The 18,594-nt window shown below is 37.9% G+C and carries 12 protein-coding genes; 3 read left to right on the top strand and 9 right to left on the bottom strand.

Going from position 1 to position 18,594, the window contains the following annotated elements:
* Positions 1–5 precede the first annotated feature (5 nt).
* From RHS_RS03845 to RHS_RS03805, 9 genes are read right to left on the bottom strand one after another with little or no spacing between them, the layout of a single operon-like run.
* Positions 6–1,772 (bottom strand): ABC transporter transmembrane domain-containing protein, encoded by a 1,767-nt coding sequence (locus RHS_RS03845; RefSeq protein WP_047832359.1) that lies wholly within the window; start codon positions 1,770–1,772, stop codon positions 6–8.
* Positions 1,773–1,831: 59 nt separating this feature from the next.
* Positions 1,832–2,731: a glycosyltransferase family 2 protein gene (locus RHS_RS03840; RefSeq protein WP_395021192.1), complete on the bottom strand. Its 900-nt coding sequence runs from the start codon at positions 2,729–2,731 to the stop codon at positions 1,832–1,834.
* A gap of 9 nt (positions 2,732–2,740) precedes the next feature.
* Positions 2,741–3,751: a glycosyltransferase family 2 protein gene (locus tag RHS_RS03835; protein WP_395021190.1), complete on the bottom strand. Its 1,011-nt coding sequence runs from the start codon at positions 3,749–3,751 to the stop codon at positions 2,741–2,743.
* A gap of 40 nt (positions 3,752–3,791) precedes the next feature.
* Entirely contained in the window at positions 3,792–4,775 is a 984-nt protein-coding gene (locus RHS_RS03830; protein WP_047832358.1) for a glycosyltransferase, read from the bottom strand.
* A gap of 32 nt (positions 4,776–4,807) precedes the next feature.
* Positions 4,808–6,253: a lipopolysaccharide biosynthesis protein gene (locus RHS_RS03825; protein ID WP_052431009.1), complete on the bottom strand. Its 1,446-nt coding sequence runs from the start codon at positions 6,251–6,253 to the stop codon at positions 4,808–4,810.
* A gap of 12 nt (positions 6,254–6,265) precedes the next feature.
* Positions 6,266–8,524, bottom strand: a complete 2,259-nt coding sequence (locus RHS_RS03820) for a polysaccharide pyruvyl transferase family protein (protein WP_047832357.1) — start codon at positions 8,522–8,524, stop codon at positions 6,266–6,268.
* Between the two features lie 21 nt (positions 8,525–8,545).
* Positions 8,546–9,478 carry a glycosyltransferase gene (locus tag RHS_RS03815; protein WP_044296905.1) on the bottom strand — a complete coding sequence of 311 codons (933 nt, stop codon included), beginning with the start codon at positions 9,476–9,478 and terminating at the stop codon, positions 8,546–8,548.
* Positions 9,475–11,178, bottom strand: coding sequence for a hypothetical protein (locus RHS_RS03810; RefSeq protein WP_044296906.1), 1,704 nt, complete (start codon positions 11,176–11,178; stop codon positions 9,475–9,477). Before RHS_RS03810 ends, RHS_RS03815 begins: the two co-directional genes overlap by 4 nt.
* Before the next feature lie 24 nt (positions 11,179–11,202).
* On the bottom strand, positions 11,203–11,889 hold the full coding sequence (locus tag RHS_RS03805) for a helicase associated domain-containing protein (protein ID WP_161597389.1): 687 nt from the start codon (positions 11,887–11,889) through the stop codon (positions 11,203–11,205).
* 331 nt (positions 11,890–12,220) lie between these two features.
* On the opposite strand from RHS_RS03805, the gene RHS_RS03800 reads away from it, so the two are divergent.
* The 3 genes from RHS_RS03800 to RHS_RS03780 all read left to right on the top strand — a co-directional run bounded on the left by RHS_RS03800 (position 12,221) and on the right by RHS_RS03780 (position 18,565).
* Positions 12,221–12,985 (top strand): LytTR family DNA-binding domain-containing protein, encoded by a 765-nt coding sequence (locus RHS_RS03800; protein ID WP_141728653.1) that lies wholly within the window; start codon positions 12,221–12,223, stop codon positions 12,983–12,985.
* 159 nt (positions 12,986–13,144) lie between these two features.
* Positions 13,145–16,546: a hypothetical protein gene (locus tag RHS_RS03795; protein WP_047832356.1), complete on the top strand. Its 3,402-nt coding sequence runs from the start codon at positions 13,145–13,147 to the stop codon at positions 16,544–16,546.
* A 1,044-nt stretch (positions 16,547–17,590) separates the two neighbouring features.
* Positions 17,591–18,565, top strand: a complete 975-nt coding sequence (locus RHS_RS03780; RefSeq protein ID WP_395021185.1) for a GHKL domain-containing protein — start codon at positions 17,591–17,593, stop codon at positions 18,563–18,565.
* The last annotated feature ends 29 nt before the right edge of the window (positions 18,566–18,594 follow it).

Raw genomic sequence — 18,594 nt, 5'->3', positions numbered from 1 at the left:
TCCTTTTAAAAATCATTTATCAATTTTTTTATTTCACCATCATCCAGTTCCGTTACCTTATGATCAACAATCCGGTATACGCTGCTGCACATAGCCAGTACACTTGGTCTGTGAGTGGTAAGTATACAGGTTCTTCGGCTTGCCTGGCCCATAAGATTTTTGAGTATTTTCCGTTCCGTCACTACATCCAGCGCAGAAGTCGCCTCATCTAAAAACAGGATGGGTGTTCTGCATAACAGGGCTCTGGCTATTGCCAGCCGCTGAGCCTGGCCTTCTGAAAAACCGATACCGCCTTCTCCAACAGGCTGATGAATGCCTGCCGGAAGTTTATTGACAAAATCCAGGGCACAGGCATTATCCAGAGCTTCCATTAATTCTTCATCAGAAGCTTCCTCCCGTACTAAGCGAAGGTTTTCTGCAATTGTACCGCTCATTATTGTATTTCCCTGTGGGACATAAGCAATCAGTTTACGGAGAGACGGATTCAGTGGCAGAGTATCTTCTTGATTATTACCAACCCGCATCACCGCTTTGTCCCCCGGCACACGAACAAGACCAAGTAATATCCGGAGCATGGTGGTCTTTCCTTCACCCGAAGGGCCTACCAATGCTACAATTTTACCGGGCTCTGCTTTCAGAGTGACATTTTCAAAGACCTCTTTTCCATTTTGGTAAGAAAAATTCATATGCTGAATATCAATTGTCACACCTGTACGCATCCCTTTTTCCAGAAAGTCCACGCTCTCTTCTTCATGTTCTGTCTTTTCATCTTCCATAGCCAGCAGGCTGCGTATCCTGGAAGAAGATGCTATGGTTGTTACTGCATTGGGAATTGTCTGAACCAAAGTCTTAAAAGCTGTGGCTATATAGTTTGCCAATACGATTAACAGAGTCATCGTTCCAATGGAAATCACACCGGTATAGATATGATAGATTGTCCATGCCAGACATACCATTGCACCAAGCTGGCCGCTTACATACATCACTCCCCAGGAAGCAATGGAGTATTTATTTACCAACAGTTCAATTTTCCTTCGTTTTTCCTGTAAATCTACAGATTTTTCCGTGAATACTTTATGAAGATCAAATGCTTTGATTGACTGGATATTATGGAAACTTTCTTTTAAAAACGTCATCACATCGCTGACAGCTTTTCTCTGCGTTTGATTACATATGTACATTTTCTTTAAAAAAATTCTGGAACCAAACAGTACTACAGGCCCTAGAAACATAATTAAAAATATCATGCTGAAATCGTAATAGACTATCAGCAGTGCAGAAATACCTATCTGGATTCCCAGGGATAAAAGACTGGGTATCCACCCGACAACGCTCCCGGATACCATATTAATGTCTTCACTTAGCCTGGTCATCAAATCTCCTGAATGAAGCCTTGTAAGATTTTCCCATTCTGCCGTCAGTATCTTTTTATAAGCCCGCACCGATAAATCCTTTCTCATCCGGTTGCTGATTATGGCAGATAATCTCTGGCTCAGCATGGCTATTATTAAATTCACTAATCCTATGCTGATATAAATTGCAGCAACGGCTATTACACCCTTAAAATCTTTATTCAGCAGCAAATCCACAAAATCTTTTAGCTGTACGGAAATAACCAGTGTAATGCATGCCGTAAACAATGCCAGTGCAGTATACAGAATAATTCCTTTTTTATATGCATTTGAAAGCTGATAGATAAATTTCAGCTCCTGACAAACCTCTTTAAAAAATCCTTCCCTGATTTTATGAACCACTTTTTTTATTTTTATCATCACGTACTCCATCATATCTATTCTGAATTTTCTTTTTCAAACGAAGGTATAATATCCGATTACCATGAATTATCATATACATTCTGTGCGTTCCAAAAAGGATCAATAAAAAAAGCAAGAAAAAAATATCCCGGCCGTTTACATACAAACCCTTTCGCCATATAGTCAGAATAGAGCTTCGCCTCCAGATTACGATAAGAAATTAAAACATTCAGTTTTTTTCCTATCTTTTCAATTTCTCTATGTATTGCAAAGGCATACGCTCTCCACAGATAATTTCCCCTTTGAAACTTATATGACCAGCTGCCTTTCTCTTCAATCAGATAACGATATACGGACATTTGTTCCTGCATACAGCCAATCTTCCCCTCACTCAGCAAAAACAGCGGGACAATTCTGTCAAGCGGCGCATAATGTACCTTGTAAAGCAGCTCCAGGAGGGATAAATCCTCTTTCCAAAAGTTTCTGGCTATTACTGTTGAAGTCTGACCTGGGATTAAATAATTCTCCATATCTTTTACCGAATATTCCGGCGAAGCTGAAAATGTACCGGGTAATTCTATTTCTGTCTCATGATGGTCTATAACTTTACATGCGTGATAAATAGCTGAATAATCTCTGTGCTGATCCAGAAAGTCCACCTGCTTTTGCAGTTTCCCACTATCTGTCCAGTAATCGTCCCCCTCTAAAAAGGCAACATATTCACCCTTACAGGTTTTCAACGTTTCAATACTGTTGATTTTCATCCCTACATTTTTTTTCCGGAGTACTGGCACTATGCAATCAGAATTTTGTTTTTGCAGTTTTTGAATCACTGCTTGTGTCCGGTCCCCAGAGCAGTCATCACTGACAATAATTTCAATTGAAAAGGATGTCTTTTGCGCTAATACGCTTCGTATGGCTTTCTCTATATATTTTTCATGGTTATACGTTATAATTGCTACACTGACTTTTTTCACTTTTTCCTTCTAACTCATCCATTTATGGATTATGTTTTTCTTCTTTATTAAAAAAAACTGACTCCATAGGAAGACTCTGCTGGCTGTTACCGGATATTTCGCAATTACGCGGTAAATCAGCTGCTTTCGCTTATGTATTGTCTTTTGATACTTTTCTGTCTCGGCTTCCAACAGCCTGATTAAGCTTTCCCATACATCTTTTTTATCTGCCTCTACCATACGAAATAACTGTATGCAGATAGTATCCAGATAACTTTCTGTCATTTTACTGCGAATCTCTGCATATACCTCTTTCTGGCATATAATAACCCTTTCCCGGAAAGCTTCGATCATGGAAAGATGACGTATATCCAGAAAAAACTTTTTATCCATAATACTTCCACGCCGTTTTCTGTAAAAATATAACTGGCTGGCGGTTACAACTGCATATGGGATTTTATCAACCAGCTGGTGGATAATTAATTCATCTTCATGCAGCTTTCCAGGAGAAAAACGACACGTGCAGAACAAGTCCCTTGAAAATAATTTATTACAGGAAATAATAATTGTCGTGTTCTTTTCATCGCATCCTGTATATGCCAGCGACCGCATTAGCTCTGCTTTGTCCTTTATGACCGGTTTGTCAGAAAGTTCTTTATCAAAATTCAGGTCTGTATCCTGTTCAAAAACCAGGAAGCTGCATATTGAAACTAAAGCATGGAATTCAATAATGTTCCGGTATAAAATTTCCAGATATCGTGGATGGACAATATCATCAGAATCAACAAAACACAAATATTCTCCGGAAGATTCCTCAATCCCTCTGTTTCGAGCCGCAGATAATCCTTGGTTATCCTGTGTAAAATACTGTATTTTTTCAGATGTCTTAGACAAGTCTCTGCATATTTCACCGGAATGATCGGTAGATCCGTCATTAATAAGGAGAATTTCCATGTCCTGGTAAGTCTGGGAAAGCAGAGAATCCACACATGCTTTTAGATAAGGTTCTACATTATATACCGGTACAATTACACTGATCATTCCATTACTTCCTTTCCTCCATTCCCCTGGATTTTCTTTATCACTTATAATAATGTTCAAAGAAAAAAATCCTTTTTTTCATCAGCCATATTTTAACCTTCATCTTATTTCTTCTGCTTACTGCATTCGCCAGGTAATATTTAAATTTCGGATTCGTTAACATCTGATATTCTTTTTCCAGTTTTAACTTCCAGGAAAACTTTTTATTTCTGCGTACCTCCTTTGAAAACATCAGCATTTTATGAACCAGATCCGCATAGTAATGTGACATATCTATATTATGCGGCAGAAGACAGATCTCAAGTTTCTCTCCTAAGAGCATAATTGCTTTATCTGTATCTTCATGGTATTTCGTTGTCAATGCACCGGGGCGGAAATAGTTATAACGGTAAAGTGCTTTATCGATTACTTTCAAATACTTTGAACAGTTTATTAAATCCATTGAAAAAATTAAATCTTCCAGAAACCAAAAATTCTCGTGAAAACGTATGTTATATTTTTTTAGAAACTCTGTTCTGACCATCTTATTCCAGGGTGCATTAATTAAAAAATCATCATACATTTTCCGAAACCTCGTCGTAACAAATCTGTCTTTTCTTCCTGAAAAACGCTTGCCAATCTGATAGGAAACCAATTTTCCTTTACGGTACAGATGAAAACCACAGATTACAAAATCAACATAATCTTCTTTCATTTCCTTACACATGTTAGAACACGAATCTGTTTCCAGGGTATCGTCACTGTCTACAAATAGAATATATTTCCCTTTTGAATGATCAATTCCATAGTTTCTGGCAGATCCGGGACCATTGTTTCTCTTTTTATAATAATGTATTCTGGAATCCCTGCCTGCATATTCTGTACATATGTTCCTTGTATTGTCAGTACTCCCATCATCAATGCAGAGTATCTCGATATTTTTATAATCCTGCTGTATCAGACTCTCCAAACAAAATCCAATGGTTTCATCCGAATTATGGATAGGAATAACAATACTTACCAGTTCTTCTGTCTCCCTCTTCATTCCAATTCCTCTCGCATACACTAAGATATCCACTATTTGTCCCGAATATCTTTTATAATATTTATCAGATATTTTCTTTTTATTACTACCGTTAAAACCAACCCCAAAATAAGCAGATACCGAATAATCCAGTTTCCATAAAACACACTAATAACTGACGCGAACATCAAAAAAGCAAATGAGACTGCCAGTAAGTCTGATGTACTGAACAATGGAGATCCGGTGTTAGCTTTGACAACCTTATTGACATAAACGTAATGCATTCCTGCAAAAAGCAGATAACAAAACAGCGTTGTGTAACCTGCTGCTGAATATCCAAACCGGGGAATACAATAATAATTCAGTATAATGTTGGCGGCTGCCCCTATTGTTGAAATGATCATTGCTGCCTTATTTGCATCATAAAAAAACTCAATATTGCAAAATACGCTGTATAGAAAAACAAAAAACATACTGGCTGCAACGGGCGGAATGACTTTTACCGCGTCATAATATTTTTCAGATGCCATTAATCTGATCAGCTCCGGACCGAGTGCTATAAATACTAAAAAAGCAAATGCCATCATAATACCTGCAGACTTCATCTGTCCTGCTACAGCCTTGTATTGGCCCTTTTCAAGTTTCCGGTACTGCCAGGGAATCAGTGCATTATTAATACTGTTAACAATTATTTTCGTTACAAGCCCGGCATTGTAGGCTACACTATATAAAGCTGCAGATTCCAGACCACACATTTTCTGAATCATAATACGGTCAGACTGATCCAGAATATAAGACGAAAAGTAATGGGGAATTAAAGGGATATTAAATATAATTGCAAATTTAATATATTCCCATTTCCAAATCTTTTTACTTTTGCTTAAATTAAGCAGGTAAAAGATCATGCCAAAACATGCCTGTACGATAACACACGAAAGTATTCTGGCAATTCCTTTATCCTCCATACAGATAACAGCAGCTAAGCCAATCAGAAAATTTGCAGCAGACATAGCTGCTGTTACAAAAACTACACCTCTATAGTGAAAGTCATATCTTTGCCGGATCATCCAGAAATTCAGAGCAGGCGTAAATAACAATTCTAAAAACAGAAACAAGGTAATTGTTGTACTTAATTCCGTTAATTGATTAATCTGTTTTCGAAACAACAGATATGCCAGAAAAGCAGTAATTGTCAGTAACGTTGTAATTCCCTGCATGGATGAAGTATACTCTTCTTTATTGTCGTGATATTTGGTCATCCCTTTATTAAATACCCCAAAATCTAACCGGAAAGTGCACACAATGGTAAATACCTGCAGCCATGACAGATAAACACTATATATTCCAAATTGTTCTTTTGTTAAAAGGCGAGTAAACACCGGGGTTGTAATAAGTGAAAAACTTTTTTGTATCACGCTGCAAATAACAAACCAGATTCCGGCTTTAGCGGCTATTGACAGCGTACTGTATTTTTCCTTGATTTTAATTATTCTGCTCACAGACACCGCCCCTTATCTGCTCTCTCCAAACATAGCTGCCATTTGCTCAGCCATGGAATAAACGTTTTTTTTCCAATCCTTAACCTTTTGCTCAAATTCTTTATTCTCATTGCTGCAAATCAGGGGGATTTTATTTACTAAATTCTCTATAGCAAGCCTGTCATTGCGATAACAATTATCCTGGCACCCGATTGCCTCCATAAAATTATCAATTTTAAAATTATAGGATATAGCAATACTCTCAATGTTATAAGAGGCAGATATAATTACTGGATGCATCTTTGAGCTTATCATTACCTGTCCTTCTGAGAGATATCTGCACAGTTCATTTACCTTAGGATTTATGATGATTTCATAATCTTTATCCGGTAAATTTTTTGCGATTTTTTTCGTGAAATTCAAATCAAAATACCAATTTGTGCTCATAACAAAACGTATTTTGAATTTCTGCCCGTAACTCAGAAGCTTTATTATTTTTTTCATCTTAAAACTATATACATAATATTTTAATGTAATTCTGCTAATGAGTTTATTAAAAAAACGGTTTTGTATGAAGTCACCCTGAATCGCAGTGTACTTGGAATACCCGGCTGCCATTACATTTATAACTGGCTTTTTTTGCTCTTTACCTGAAATATAGGTATCTGATATTATGATTGCAGTGTCTATTCCGAGTGTCACATCTTTATCAGGTAAAAATTTTCTGATCAGATTAAAAGTATCCTTATCACGGACATTTATATAGTCGCAGGCATTCATTGCATTTTTAAAATATCTCCTGTTCACTGCACTTGTTATAGGACCAATGGATTGCCCGATAATAGCAATCTTTGCCTCCTTACGCTTTGCTATCTCTATTTCCAGAATACGGGCTATAAACTGGCGCTTCCAGCGATCATTAAAATACCCTCCGCCTGCCATAACAAATAATGTACTATCATCAAGACTATCTGAAAATTCATCCAGAAGAAACGCTTTTGGTTCTCTTAGTACCTCCTCAATCCCGGATAACGTATTTAACCCGCATCGATCTACTTTTTTATGCACGGATTCCAGCGATTTCATTTCATGGTGATAATAAAAATTTTGCGGATCATAGGAATAAATCGTCAGATTGTTCCGGGGAAAAAAATTTTTTAATAAGTATATGGTACTGCGGGCGATTGCTTCATCTCCGATATTGCCATAGCTCCATCCGCCAGATAATACTATTTTCATTATGTTCTCTCCCCCCCTTATAAATCTTCCTTGCAGCCGGACTGCCGCTAACTTTAAAATTACAGGTACGCATACTCCAACTAATGTATAACAGATCCACCACAAACCCCCGGTCTCTATAACCGGATAATCTGACAGGCGCGTAACCGGCAGTCGGTATATTATGATGATGATTAAACTTACTATTTTAAATGCCAGAAAATGTAATGCCATTATTTCCAGCGAGCATTTGCCTATCTGTATCAAATACTTATTATTCTGAAACCAACCGAAACTGGCAATCACCAATACTAAGCTTATACCCAGCAAACCGCCTGCTGCAGAAGCACCTATATTATTATATACATCACTAAAATATCCCATCTCATTGAGCCAGGCTATAACACCCAGGGTAGTCACTGCTGATAAAAGAATTGTTTTTCTATACTTGCCAAGAATTCGATCCCAGCCATAATAATGGTAAAGATATCCCATCACAAAGAAAAACATTCCCCCGGAAGCCCTTCTCACAATCATAGGTTTTGGGATTACAGAAATTTTACTGAACAGAAAGCAGCAGAGTGCCACGGCTGTAATAATATAAATTCTGTACCTTTCCAGCCCTAATTTCAGCAAAAGGAAATTACCCGCTGAAAACCCGACTGTTATTATAAATATCGCTATTAAGAACCAAAGTGCACCTGAAAAATATTCTCTATGGCATCCAGTTATAATATCAAAAAAATGTACTTTAAATTCCTTTAGCGAGTATGCACCGCCTCCATTTTTCGCATCTACCAGATGCAGCAAGGCGAAAATATTATGTAAAACCAGATATCCAATATCATAAGCAAGAAAAGGAAGATAGTATGCCTTTATACTTTTCTTAATACGTATAAAAGGATGTTCTGAATAGAAATCTTTATACAGATATCCGCTGATGAAATAGAACAAGGGCATCTGGAACATCATGACTGCTGTAACTATAAATGTTGAAGTTCCGGAATGTCCAATGCAGACACAAATGATTCCAATTGCTTTTGCTATATCAATAAATTTCAGTCTGTCATTCATTTTTTCTCCTCATACAGCATCTTATTTATTTCTCACTGACATCAACATTTCGACCAATATAGATCTTTTACAGCTGTAATACTTTAGGTACCGCAAAGTCAATGGAATTATATTCATCCATTTTTTATTTTTCAATAATTCTATGCGCAGTCTGACAGATTCCTGGTTGTTTCGGATCATTGTCAGGATGTCGGGAGCAAGCTTCTTCATTTTTGCATATTCTAGGGTTTGTCTGTGACTGACCAGCAGCATATCCAGGAACTGGATTCTTTTTTCTATCTGATGCATTTTCCTTTTTGATACGTTGTCAGAATGCAGCCTTCTTTTAAATAATATCCTGTGATAGAGATAGCAGGCATCTTCACATAAAGAGAGTTTCCATATAAATTCATCATGTGCCCAGCCCGAAGTCCAATAGCCTTTGATTTGCTCAAAGAATTGCCGCCGGATACTCATGGCACAGCCTTCGCTTCTGATAAAAATTGTTTTACAGTCCAGATGTATATGCCGGACAGATCCATCATTTTTCATTCTATTCATGATTTCACGGGAGAGTTTTGGTGCATCTTTTGTACATGCATATGGTTCATAATCACATGCCAGCAGTTTTATACCAGGATTATCATCCATAACCTTTACCATGCGCATCACTTTATCATGAAACCAAATATCATCCTGGTCACATAAAAAAATATACTTTCCATGGCACAAATTCATGGTTCGGATAAAATTTCCTGCATATCCGAGATTTTCTTTATTTTTATAAATATGCCATGAGCCGTGAAGATTCTTCTCCCTGATAAAAGATTCGGCTACTAATACCGTATTATCTGATGAACAGTCATCACATATAATAACCTCGTCTACCGTTAGCGACTGTTCATAGACAGACTGTAATTGTTCCTTTAAATATCGTTCGCCATTAAAGGCTGCCAACGCTACCGATACTTTCATTCCACTTCCCCTTGTTTTGCAATATAATATGATCCTAAATAATTTCCGTCGGAATAAAATGTGACGGATACTGCATCGCAATCTGGTTCCTCCATATCAATACGCTCTGTAAGATTCACTGGTTGCCGGGGATAATCAACTACCTTTCCTCCATAATCCAGTTTTTCCCCATAATCGCTGAACGGTATATATCCCCCTATATCTGCGGAAAATTCCTGCTCTCCCGATTCTTCACCATTTTTTAGATATCTGATTGTTCCGTTGACAGACTTTGCCTGCGTGTTATAATTGCTCAAATTAAACACAAACTGATTATCTTCAACATATATGCTGCCAATCAGCGGCTCCATACTCCTTGCTGTATTAATTTCCGACATGTTCTGCTGTGAATTTTTGTAATATACTCCAAACCGGTAACCGTCTCCGATAATCGTATTTTGCATCACAACATTTGCAATTGTATTCTTCTTAGGAAAAGAATAGATGGTAAAACCTCCCCCGTTTAAGATACACCGGTTTAACTCTGTGCCATTCACAGCACCATAATCCGGCTGAATCATTACACAGGCATTTGCCACATGATATCCGGGAATATGCGGCATATCAATTCGGACATTTTCCAAATAGATATCATATGCATCAATAGAGTCATATCCTGCTATCTGAATTCCATCAGCATGTGCTTCCGGATTAGTCCCTCCATCGGTAAAATAACTGTCATAGATCTTCACGTTATATAATGCATTTATAAAATCACTCTCTGAATCATGCATATAAATCTTATCTATTACCATATTACATGCTCTTATCATTCCATTCTCAACTTCTCCGTTTCGAAGGGTTATGACAGTATTCCCGCCATTATTTCGATAGTCATTTATAATATTCCCATCGCTCAGATAAAAATCATCTAATAAGACCGGGGTATTCAGATTTGTAAAACGTATATTTTCCGAAGTTCTAAACTGTTCAAAACAATAATTATATTTTTCCGCACTCTTTTCGGTTATCAGAATCCTTCCGTCGCTGCCAATACACTCGGGATACTTTTCTGTAAATTCCTGAAGTTGTTCAGCCGGACTGTAGTATCCTGTATTATTCATATCTGGTATCACATAATTCCAGACCCCACTTGTATCTGTCTGTTTCGTAAGGCTAAGAATGATACTGCTGTCTTGTAAACAGCTTTTCATCTCGAATGTTTCTCCACCAGCTATTCTTATAAGCCATCGGTATGTACTGCCATCTTCCGTATCTGCTGCTGCATATCCATACTTTTGCGCAAGATATCGGATTAAACACTCCCATGCACCATCCGTGTATTCTGCCGTATAAAAAGCAGAATCCATCGAACCCTGCTGATCAAAATGTAACTCTGCCTCAAAAAGCATATCTGCTATATTGACATTACCGGTGAGAACTTCTCCCGTCGTATCATTTGTAGCAGAAACAGAACTGTTTTTTTCCTTAAACTCAGATACTGTACATCCTATTGCAATGTCTTCATTATCTGGAAGGCTGTAATCATTCTTTCTGTCATTTAAACCGGAAGGAAACGTATCCTTTTCAAAGTTCTCCGGTCTGTTTTCTGCTTCCCTGTTCGGCTTATCCGGGAATATCCTTGTAATTTTTACTGCACCTATAATGACAAGGATAACAATCACTAATATACCTGCCGCAACTGCTGCTTTCTCTTTCATATTATCTCCAACATATGTTCTTTCTCACGATCTGCTGCTGCGAAATCCCCACAGCATACCGATTTGATTTAACTTAAGCAATTTACTGCTATCGATATTATTCGTTCTGGTACCTCTGTATTTTTCCCTCTGTATATTTATCCATAATCCAAGCTTTAATCCGGATTCGGTCACGTAATTAAGAGGCACTTTAAGATCACCGTATCGTTCATAATATTCTTTTGCTTCCTGATACCAGTCATCCCATTCCCGCCTTATACGTATCTGCCATCTCATACCCAGCTGCTCCAGTTTTTCAATCTCACTGTCGCTAATCTTTTTTTGCTTATAGCGTTTCCTTTGATAACACAGCCATTCACCTAAAGGAAGATGTTTGTATATGTAGTTTTTCGGAATATCCAGATGCCCATAACTCGAATAGTACCGAACGCAATACTGATACCAGATGTCCCATTGTGTTCGAATTCCCATCGTCCATTCCATTCCAATCTGATTAAGTAACGATATCTGCGTATCACTTATTATATATGAACCTTTTTCATGGTATGCTGCCCTCTGCCGTTCGATCCAGCGGCCTAACAGAAGTCCGTTTTTTGTTTTATACTTGATGGGAATTCTAAGATTCTGATATGTAAGATAATATTCTTTTGCATATTGGTACCACTCTTCCCACTCAAGTCGTGTATACCTGCGTTTACTCGTCCTGACCATAGAATCCACCTTTACGTTTATCCTTTCCTTTGTACCTCGGCCGTTTTCTGCCATGATTTTTTCAAATATAGCAGACTGTTTTGTACCAGTCAACGGATAATAACCCAGTGGATGTCCATGCCGCACAGAGGTCATAATTATTACAGTCCGGTCAGTATATGATCAAAACTAATTCCAGGACCGGCTTAATTCAATGGTACCTTTTTACACAGAGAGGTGTGTTTTATGACGGAGTGGTGGTTGAACTCTAAAATCTTCTATATTATAATAAAATTCGACTTTATAATATTTATCTATATATAAGCATAAGTAGTCTTAAATCAGCAGTGAGGTGAAAAAATTGAAAATAGCTATCGTTGACGATGTTGTAGAGGATCGGCAGGAAGCCATGAGTTACATAACAAGTTATTGTAGTACTTATCATCCGAATCTACCTATTGAATATGTTGAATTCAACAGCGGCGAAAAATTGCTGATAACATTTCGTCCTGGATTGTATGATATTATATTACTTGATGTCTATATGGATGGAAAAAATGGTATCGAAATTGCAAAAGAGATATATCAAAAAGATCAAACCGCCTGTCTCATGTTTTTTTCAGACAGCGACTTTTATGTACTGGAAAGTTTCTCTGTACAACCTGTCTACTATATCCTAAAACCCCTCTCTATGCACAGAATACAATTTGAAGAAGGGCTTCATCTGTGCTTTGACAAGCTGGAGAAATTAAACGAAAAACCAAAATCCCTAGAAGTTACAATTAATAAATTCAAAGCCCAGCTGCCGCTTAAAAATATTATTTATGTAGACTGCCAGCTGCGCAGATGCCGAATACATATGGTTAACAATGATATTATTATCGTTGCAAACCCCGTCAGTTACTGTATCAATCAGCTTTTAAAAGAGGAAATATTTATGGAATGTTATCGTGAAGTAGCAGTTAACATGGATTATATAAAAAATATATATAACAATTACATTTTACTTACGAATGGTGAACAGCTTCCAATTGCCCGACGTAAAAAGAAGGAATTCCTTAATTTATATGTGAAACATCTTGTTAATAAAGCTGGTGGTCAGGTTCTTTCTCTATAATTCCGGCTTTACAGATCATATAATTTGAAAGAAATCTTTTCTTCCATATTAATATATGATAAAATACATTATCAAAAGCAAAGATTTAAAATACTATGGATTAAGATAGTCTTTTCTGCACGAAAAGGCTATCTTTTATCGCGCCCAAAAGGAGTTTTTATGAAATATTATATAACTATTTTTATTTTCCTTATGTTTCTTCTATCTATGGAAACCGCTGCAAAATCCCCTGATACCATTAGCGAGAATACCGAATCTGCAGCCGGTCAAACAGATAATCCGGCGACGGACCCTGAATCTGACCAGCCGGATATTCAGGACATGGTGTCTACTGCTGATGAACTGGATAGCTGGCTTCGTTCTCATCAGGAGACTGGGGGCTGCGTAACTCTGGCTGATAATATTTCCCTGCCCTCAACGGATACCTACTATACCCGCCAGCCCATTACCATTGAGACAGGTTCTTACGGTCTGGCAGGAGTCTCCTTTAATGGCCCTTTTACCTTTTGCGGTATCGGTACAGATCAACCCGTTCTAAAATCTGCCAACCGGGATTATGGATTATCACTGTTACGAAACAATGGCACATGTACGGTAATCGCAAGAGGCACTTCAGAGAAGGGAGGAACTGCCATCTATTCTGACAGTACCGTATTACTTGATTCTTCCCTTATTACCGCTTCCGGACCTGGAGCAATTGCAGTTCACATCAAAGAAGGGCAAATTAACTGTGAAGCGGGCAGTATAATAGCAGAAGGAGAAAATTCCAGGGCAATCTTCTGGGAAAATAATACAAATAGTAATGATAATATGCTGCAGACAGCGCAAAACCGGATTGATTTCAGCCGAATTCACGCCTCAGGATTGGGTGCTTTATCCATAGATTCTCCCGCCTCTTTATCTTGGATCTTAACAGAAAATGATATTATTCCTGAATTTTTCCATCAAAATAGTAACCTTTCTATGATTAAAGCTGATCAGTGGAATAAAAAAACAATCCTTAAATCAGCTGTTAGCCATTATCTGCATACAGGTTTGTATAATGTTTGGTTTGTATCCAACGACCCGAGAATTCCTACCAATCCGATATATTTTTCGGTACCCGTTGTATGGGATCCCCCCACTACAGCAGATGCCAATGGAAACTATACAATAAGCGGTCATCTCGGAAGTTACTCTAATGGAATGGTGTTAGTCGAAAACGAAGAAGTGCTTCTTACTGTCCGTTCGGATAATCAGCCCGATCTGACCGCTGCCATCCCCAGTGTAAATCAAAAGGATGCCAGTATTATGTTCCGGTGTTCCGGTTATTCTTCAGATTTTGATTTATGGGGCTCCGATAATCAGGGTCAATCCTGGAAAAAGTACTCCTTTGAACCGGTAACTATTGCATCTGAGTATATACAAATCGGCGGTGATTCTGATAAAGAAACAAATATTCAGCTTGGAAAAGAATATATTTTTTTTCTGGAAAACAAACCGGACAGCAGCTCGCCCGGTCTGCGCTCCGATCTATTCTATTTAACGGTTTACGCTGACGGAAACTATAACTGGAGTACCGGAGCAAATGCTTCTGTCATAGAAAATCCGGAAGAACCCTATTATACAGCATCTACGATAAGCGAACTGACTAACTGGATTAATTCACATAATGAGGTTAATGCAGCGGTACATGTGCAAAAAGACTTAATTATTTCCGACATTCAACGTCTTGATTCTAATTCACGTTTTTTTGAAATTGGCACTACTTCCATAGATATGGGTCCTTATTCGATTATAGTTGAAGAAGGCGGAGTGCTGTTTTTAAATGTAAATGAATTATATGGTGAAGGTGTCAATCAGCCTTTGATCAAGGTAAAGAATAAAGGAAAGCTGATTCTTATGCAGTCTTTCAGCGGACAGGATCCATATCTGCGTGACTATTACACCATACGATCTGAAGGCGATGGAATGAATGGAGGTACCACCATTTCTTTGGATCCAGGCAGTACACTTTCTGCAGAATATGTGAAAATAATAGCGGAAGGCAATCAGGCAAAAGCAATTGAGAGTCTTGATCCAGATGGTTTTTCCCTGCCTGCAGCTATGTATCTGTCCGTTTCCGGCACAGATAGTACTGCACTTTCCTGTGTTGGAACAGCTGATGTTTTTTACAGTACAATTATTGCACAGGGGCTGAATGCCAAAGCCGTTGAAGCATTACAGGTAAACGCAGATTCTTCTTATTTGGATCCGTTTGAATCTGACTTTATAACAACATATAGTAAATTTGTTGATTTTAATATAGATATTGATCAACTCAATGTCTTACCTTTATATACAAATAGAATTGATGCCTGGATTACCACACCTGACTATATTTATATTACCGTTGCAAAAGCAGGAGATATGAACAACCTGAAAGCTATCCCCATTATGTGCAAATATGATTTCAGTGAAATCAATACGCTCAAAGAAGGAAAATATCCCCTGTCTGTGCACCTTGAAACTATAGGTGGTATGCATGTACAGAACCTTCCTGAAAATAAGATACTGACTGTAGGTGTACAGGATAAATCCGTCCCCGATATCAGTTTAATCAAAATATTTGCTCCCATATTGTCACCGCTTGATGAGGAACCTAGACATACTGTTCGCATTGATACGCTTCATCACTACTCATCAAAAAACAGTAAGATCTGGTATTCCACTGACAATGGATTGTCCTGGAAGAATGCTGCTGAAGATTTCAACGTATTTTATGATAATTCCAGCATTTATATTGGCGGTCTGATATCCGAGGTTAATTACCTGCTCAAGATGGAGGCTGACAATTCTTCCAATAGCATATCTGAGGAACAAACACCAGATGGATGGTCTGCAGTTCAAAAGCTTTTTATAGAAAAAGACAATAATATTACAGTTATGAATTGGAACGGAAGCCGTGGGGATGGTGACCGGACCGATCAGGAATTACCACCTGGCAACATTGAAACTGAAAATCAGAATATGCAGGATGAAACAGCAGAAGCAAAGCCAGTGCAGGCGGTGACCGATACGGAGACTATTATTTCAGGTACTATGCTAAACCAGCTTATGAAAATAAGCCATAATACGGTGCTATTTGAAAAAAACGGAACCTCTCTATATATTCCAAACGATTTTCTGGAAGGTCTTAATTTATCAGAAAATGATATGCTGGCTGTTACCATAAAATCCATAAGCAAAAATTCGTTTTATTTTGCAATTTCTATAAATGGAAAACCTGTGAATAAACTTACAGAAATTTCGGTACAGTTTCCTACAAGCCTTTCTATATCGGCAAACAACAAATACTGCTACGATCAGAACGGCTCTTTCATATCTGAGGCAAAATCCGATTCAGATCTGGGTATTGTAAGCTTTACAATTTCCGATACCGGAACCTTTTATATACAGGAATCTCCCGGGAGTTCATCCAACAGGCATGTTGCCAATGAATCTAAGCTGCAATCTTATATTACAGATCAAGGTGTAAATTCGTTTGTGTTTCTCATTTTCTTTTTCTTGTCTTACATTATAAAAATAAAGAAACATCATTAAAACATTACGGTTAACCAGCATTTTCTTTTACAGAGATCTCCGGAGGATTCAAAATGCAGACTAGACTAATTACATCTTTAATAAATAAGTCCTATAGAAAACAACTAAAATTGATCGTTATAATACTTGTTACTGTATTATCGGCTGTATTACTTTTTCATATTTTATATTACAAAGATAATAAGTATACTAATACTGCACTCCAGCCAGTTAATGGAGTTTTGAATCTTACTGAAGATTTTTTTTCCTGAGAAAGATCTTCGATTCCTTACTCATGAATGGGAATTCTATCCGGGTGTATTATTATCTCCGTCTGATTTTACAGATGGTCCTCCGGACCGTTACCGCCAATACATATCTATCGGGCAATATGGAGGTTTTGAAACAGGCAATCCAGTCCGTTCTCCTCATGGAAGTGCCACATATCGGCTTACTATTAATCTGCCGTCGCCTCAACACGTTTATGCCCTGGAAATTCCGGAAGTTTATTCTGCATATCGTTTATATATAAATAATACCCTGATTGCCCAGATAGGAAATCCGGATGCCGGCCTATATGCACCAGGTCTGCAAAACAAAATTTATTCTTTCAATGGTGAAGGCAGTGTACAGATTATTCTGGCTGTTACCGATTATTCATATTACTTTAGCGGACTGGTCTATCCCCCCGCATTTGGTGATCCGTTTTCAGTCAACTTCAGGCAGGACGTACAGCTTTGTATTCGCATTGCTGTATTTCTAATTTCCATTGGCTGCCTGTTCCTTTCATTTTTTCTTGGAGTTCGGGTTCATCACAGATATGCCCTGGTATTTTCTGCACTTTGCCTGGCATTGAGCGGTTATACCGTTTACCCACTTATCCATACCTTTTTGCTTACCGCTATCCAGCCTTGGTATACAATAGAGCGTTTCTGTTATTTTTCTATGTTTTTGTTTATTGTGTTCCTTCAGAATAAGCTCTGTAAAACAAACAGAATAGCTGCCGGAATCTCTGTAGCTGCATGCATCATGCTTTGTATTCTTTCTCTGGTATGCGGTGTCTTCATGCCTTATTGGAATCTTACTGCATTAAAAGCATGGTCTTATCTGTTTTCCATCAATAAATGGCTAACAGCATGTTATTTAGTTGTAATCGTAATGGCCGCAATGTACCGACAACTTCTGCAGGAATGGTTTATTTTATCCGGAACTTTATTCTATGCCGTTTCTCTCCTGGCAGACCGTATCCTGCCAGCGTATGAACCTGTATATGGGGGATATTTCTCTGAATGGGGCGGTGCCGCATTGATTTTAAGCCTGGGATTTTTATTATGGTCTGAAATATTCGACTCCTATAAGTATCGGATACTTCTTGAAGAGAAACAGCACCATATGGAGCAGCAGCTCTCTATGCAGCATGAACATTTCAATCAACTGCAGGAAAAAATCGAGGAAGTCCGGGCTGTAAAGCATGATCTGCGCCATAATCTGCGAACTTTCCGTACATTCCTGGATTCGGGTAATATACAGAGTATCAAAAATTATCTAAACCAATATGAAAAACAGCCGGCTTTGCAAACGGTACCCTTCACATACTGTAATAATTTAACAGCTGATGCCGTTATCCGGTATTATGTACAAAAAACCAGCAGTGCACAGATATCTTTTAAAGTTGCCCTTTCCCTACCGGAAGATTTTCCTTTTCCGGATTTTGAATTGTGTATCATTCTTTCAAATCTTTTAGAAAATGCTGTTGAAGCCTGCTGCCGTCAGATAGAACAAGAACAACGCTCAATCTGCCTCCAGGGAAAGTTTACGAATGAACAATTCCATTTGATTGTTTATAACTCTTATGCTGGAAAATTATATAAGAAACATGACCATTTTCTTTCTTCCAAACGGAATGAATATGGCATTGGTATCTCATCCGTCAAAAAAATTATTAAAAATCACAATGGATTATGCTCAATCCAACTGAAAGACAGAGAATTTCAGGTATCGATTTTGATTCCAATCATCACGGAAAATTTATCTGCTTGAACATTCGTACATTTACAAACAGCTATTTA

It is taken from the genome of Robinsoniella sp. RHS (assembly GCF_001029355.1).
Classification (GTDB): Bacteria; Bacillota; Clostridia; order Lachnospirales; family Lachnospiraceae; genus Robinsoniella; species Robinsoniella peoriensis.
The sequence above is the reverse complement of the archived record's forward strand: the minus strand, read 5'-3'. Positions and strand labels throughout refer to the sequence as shown.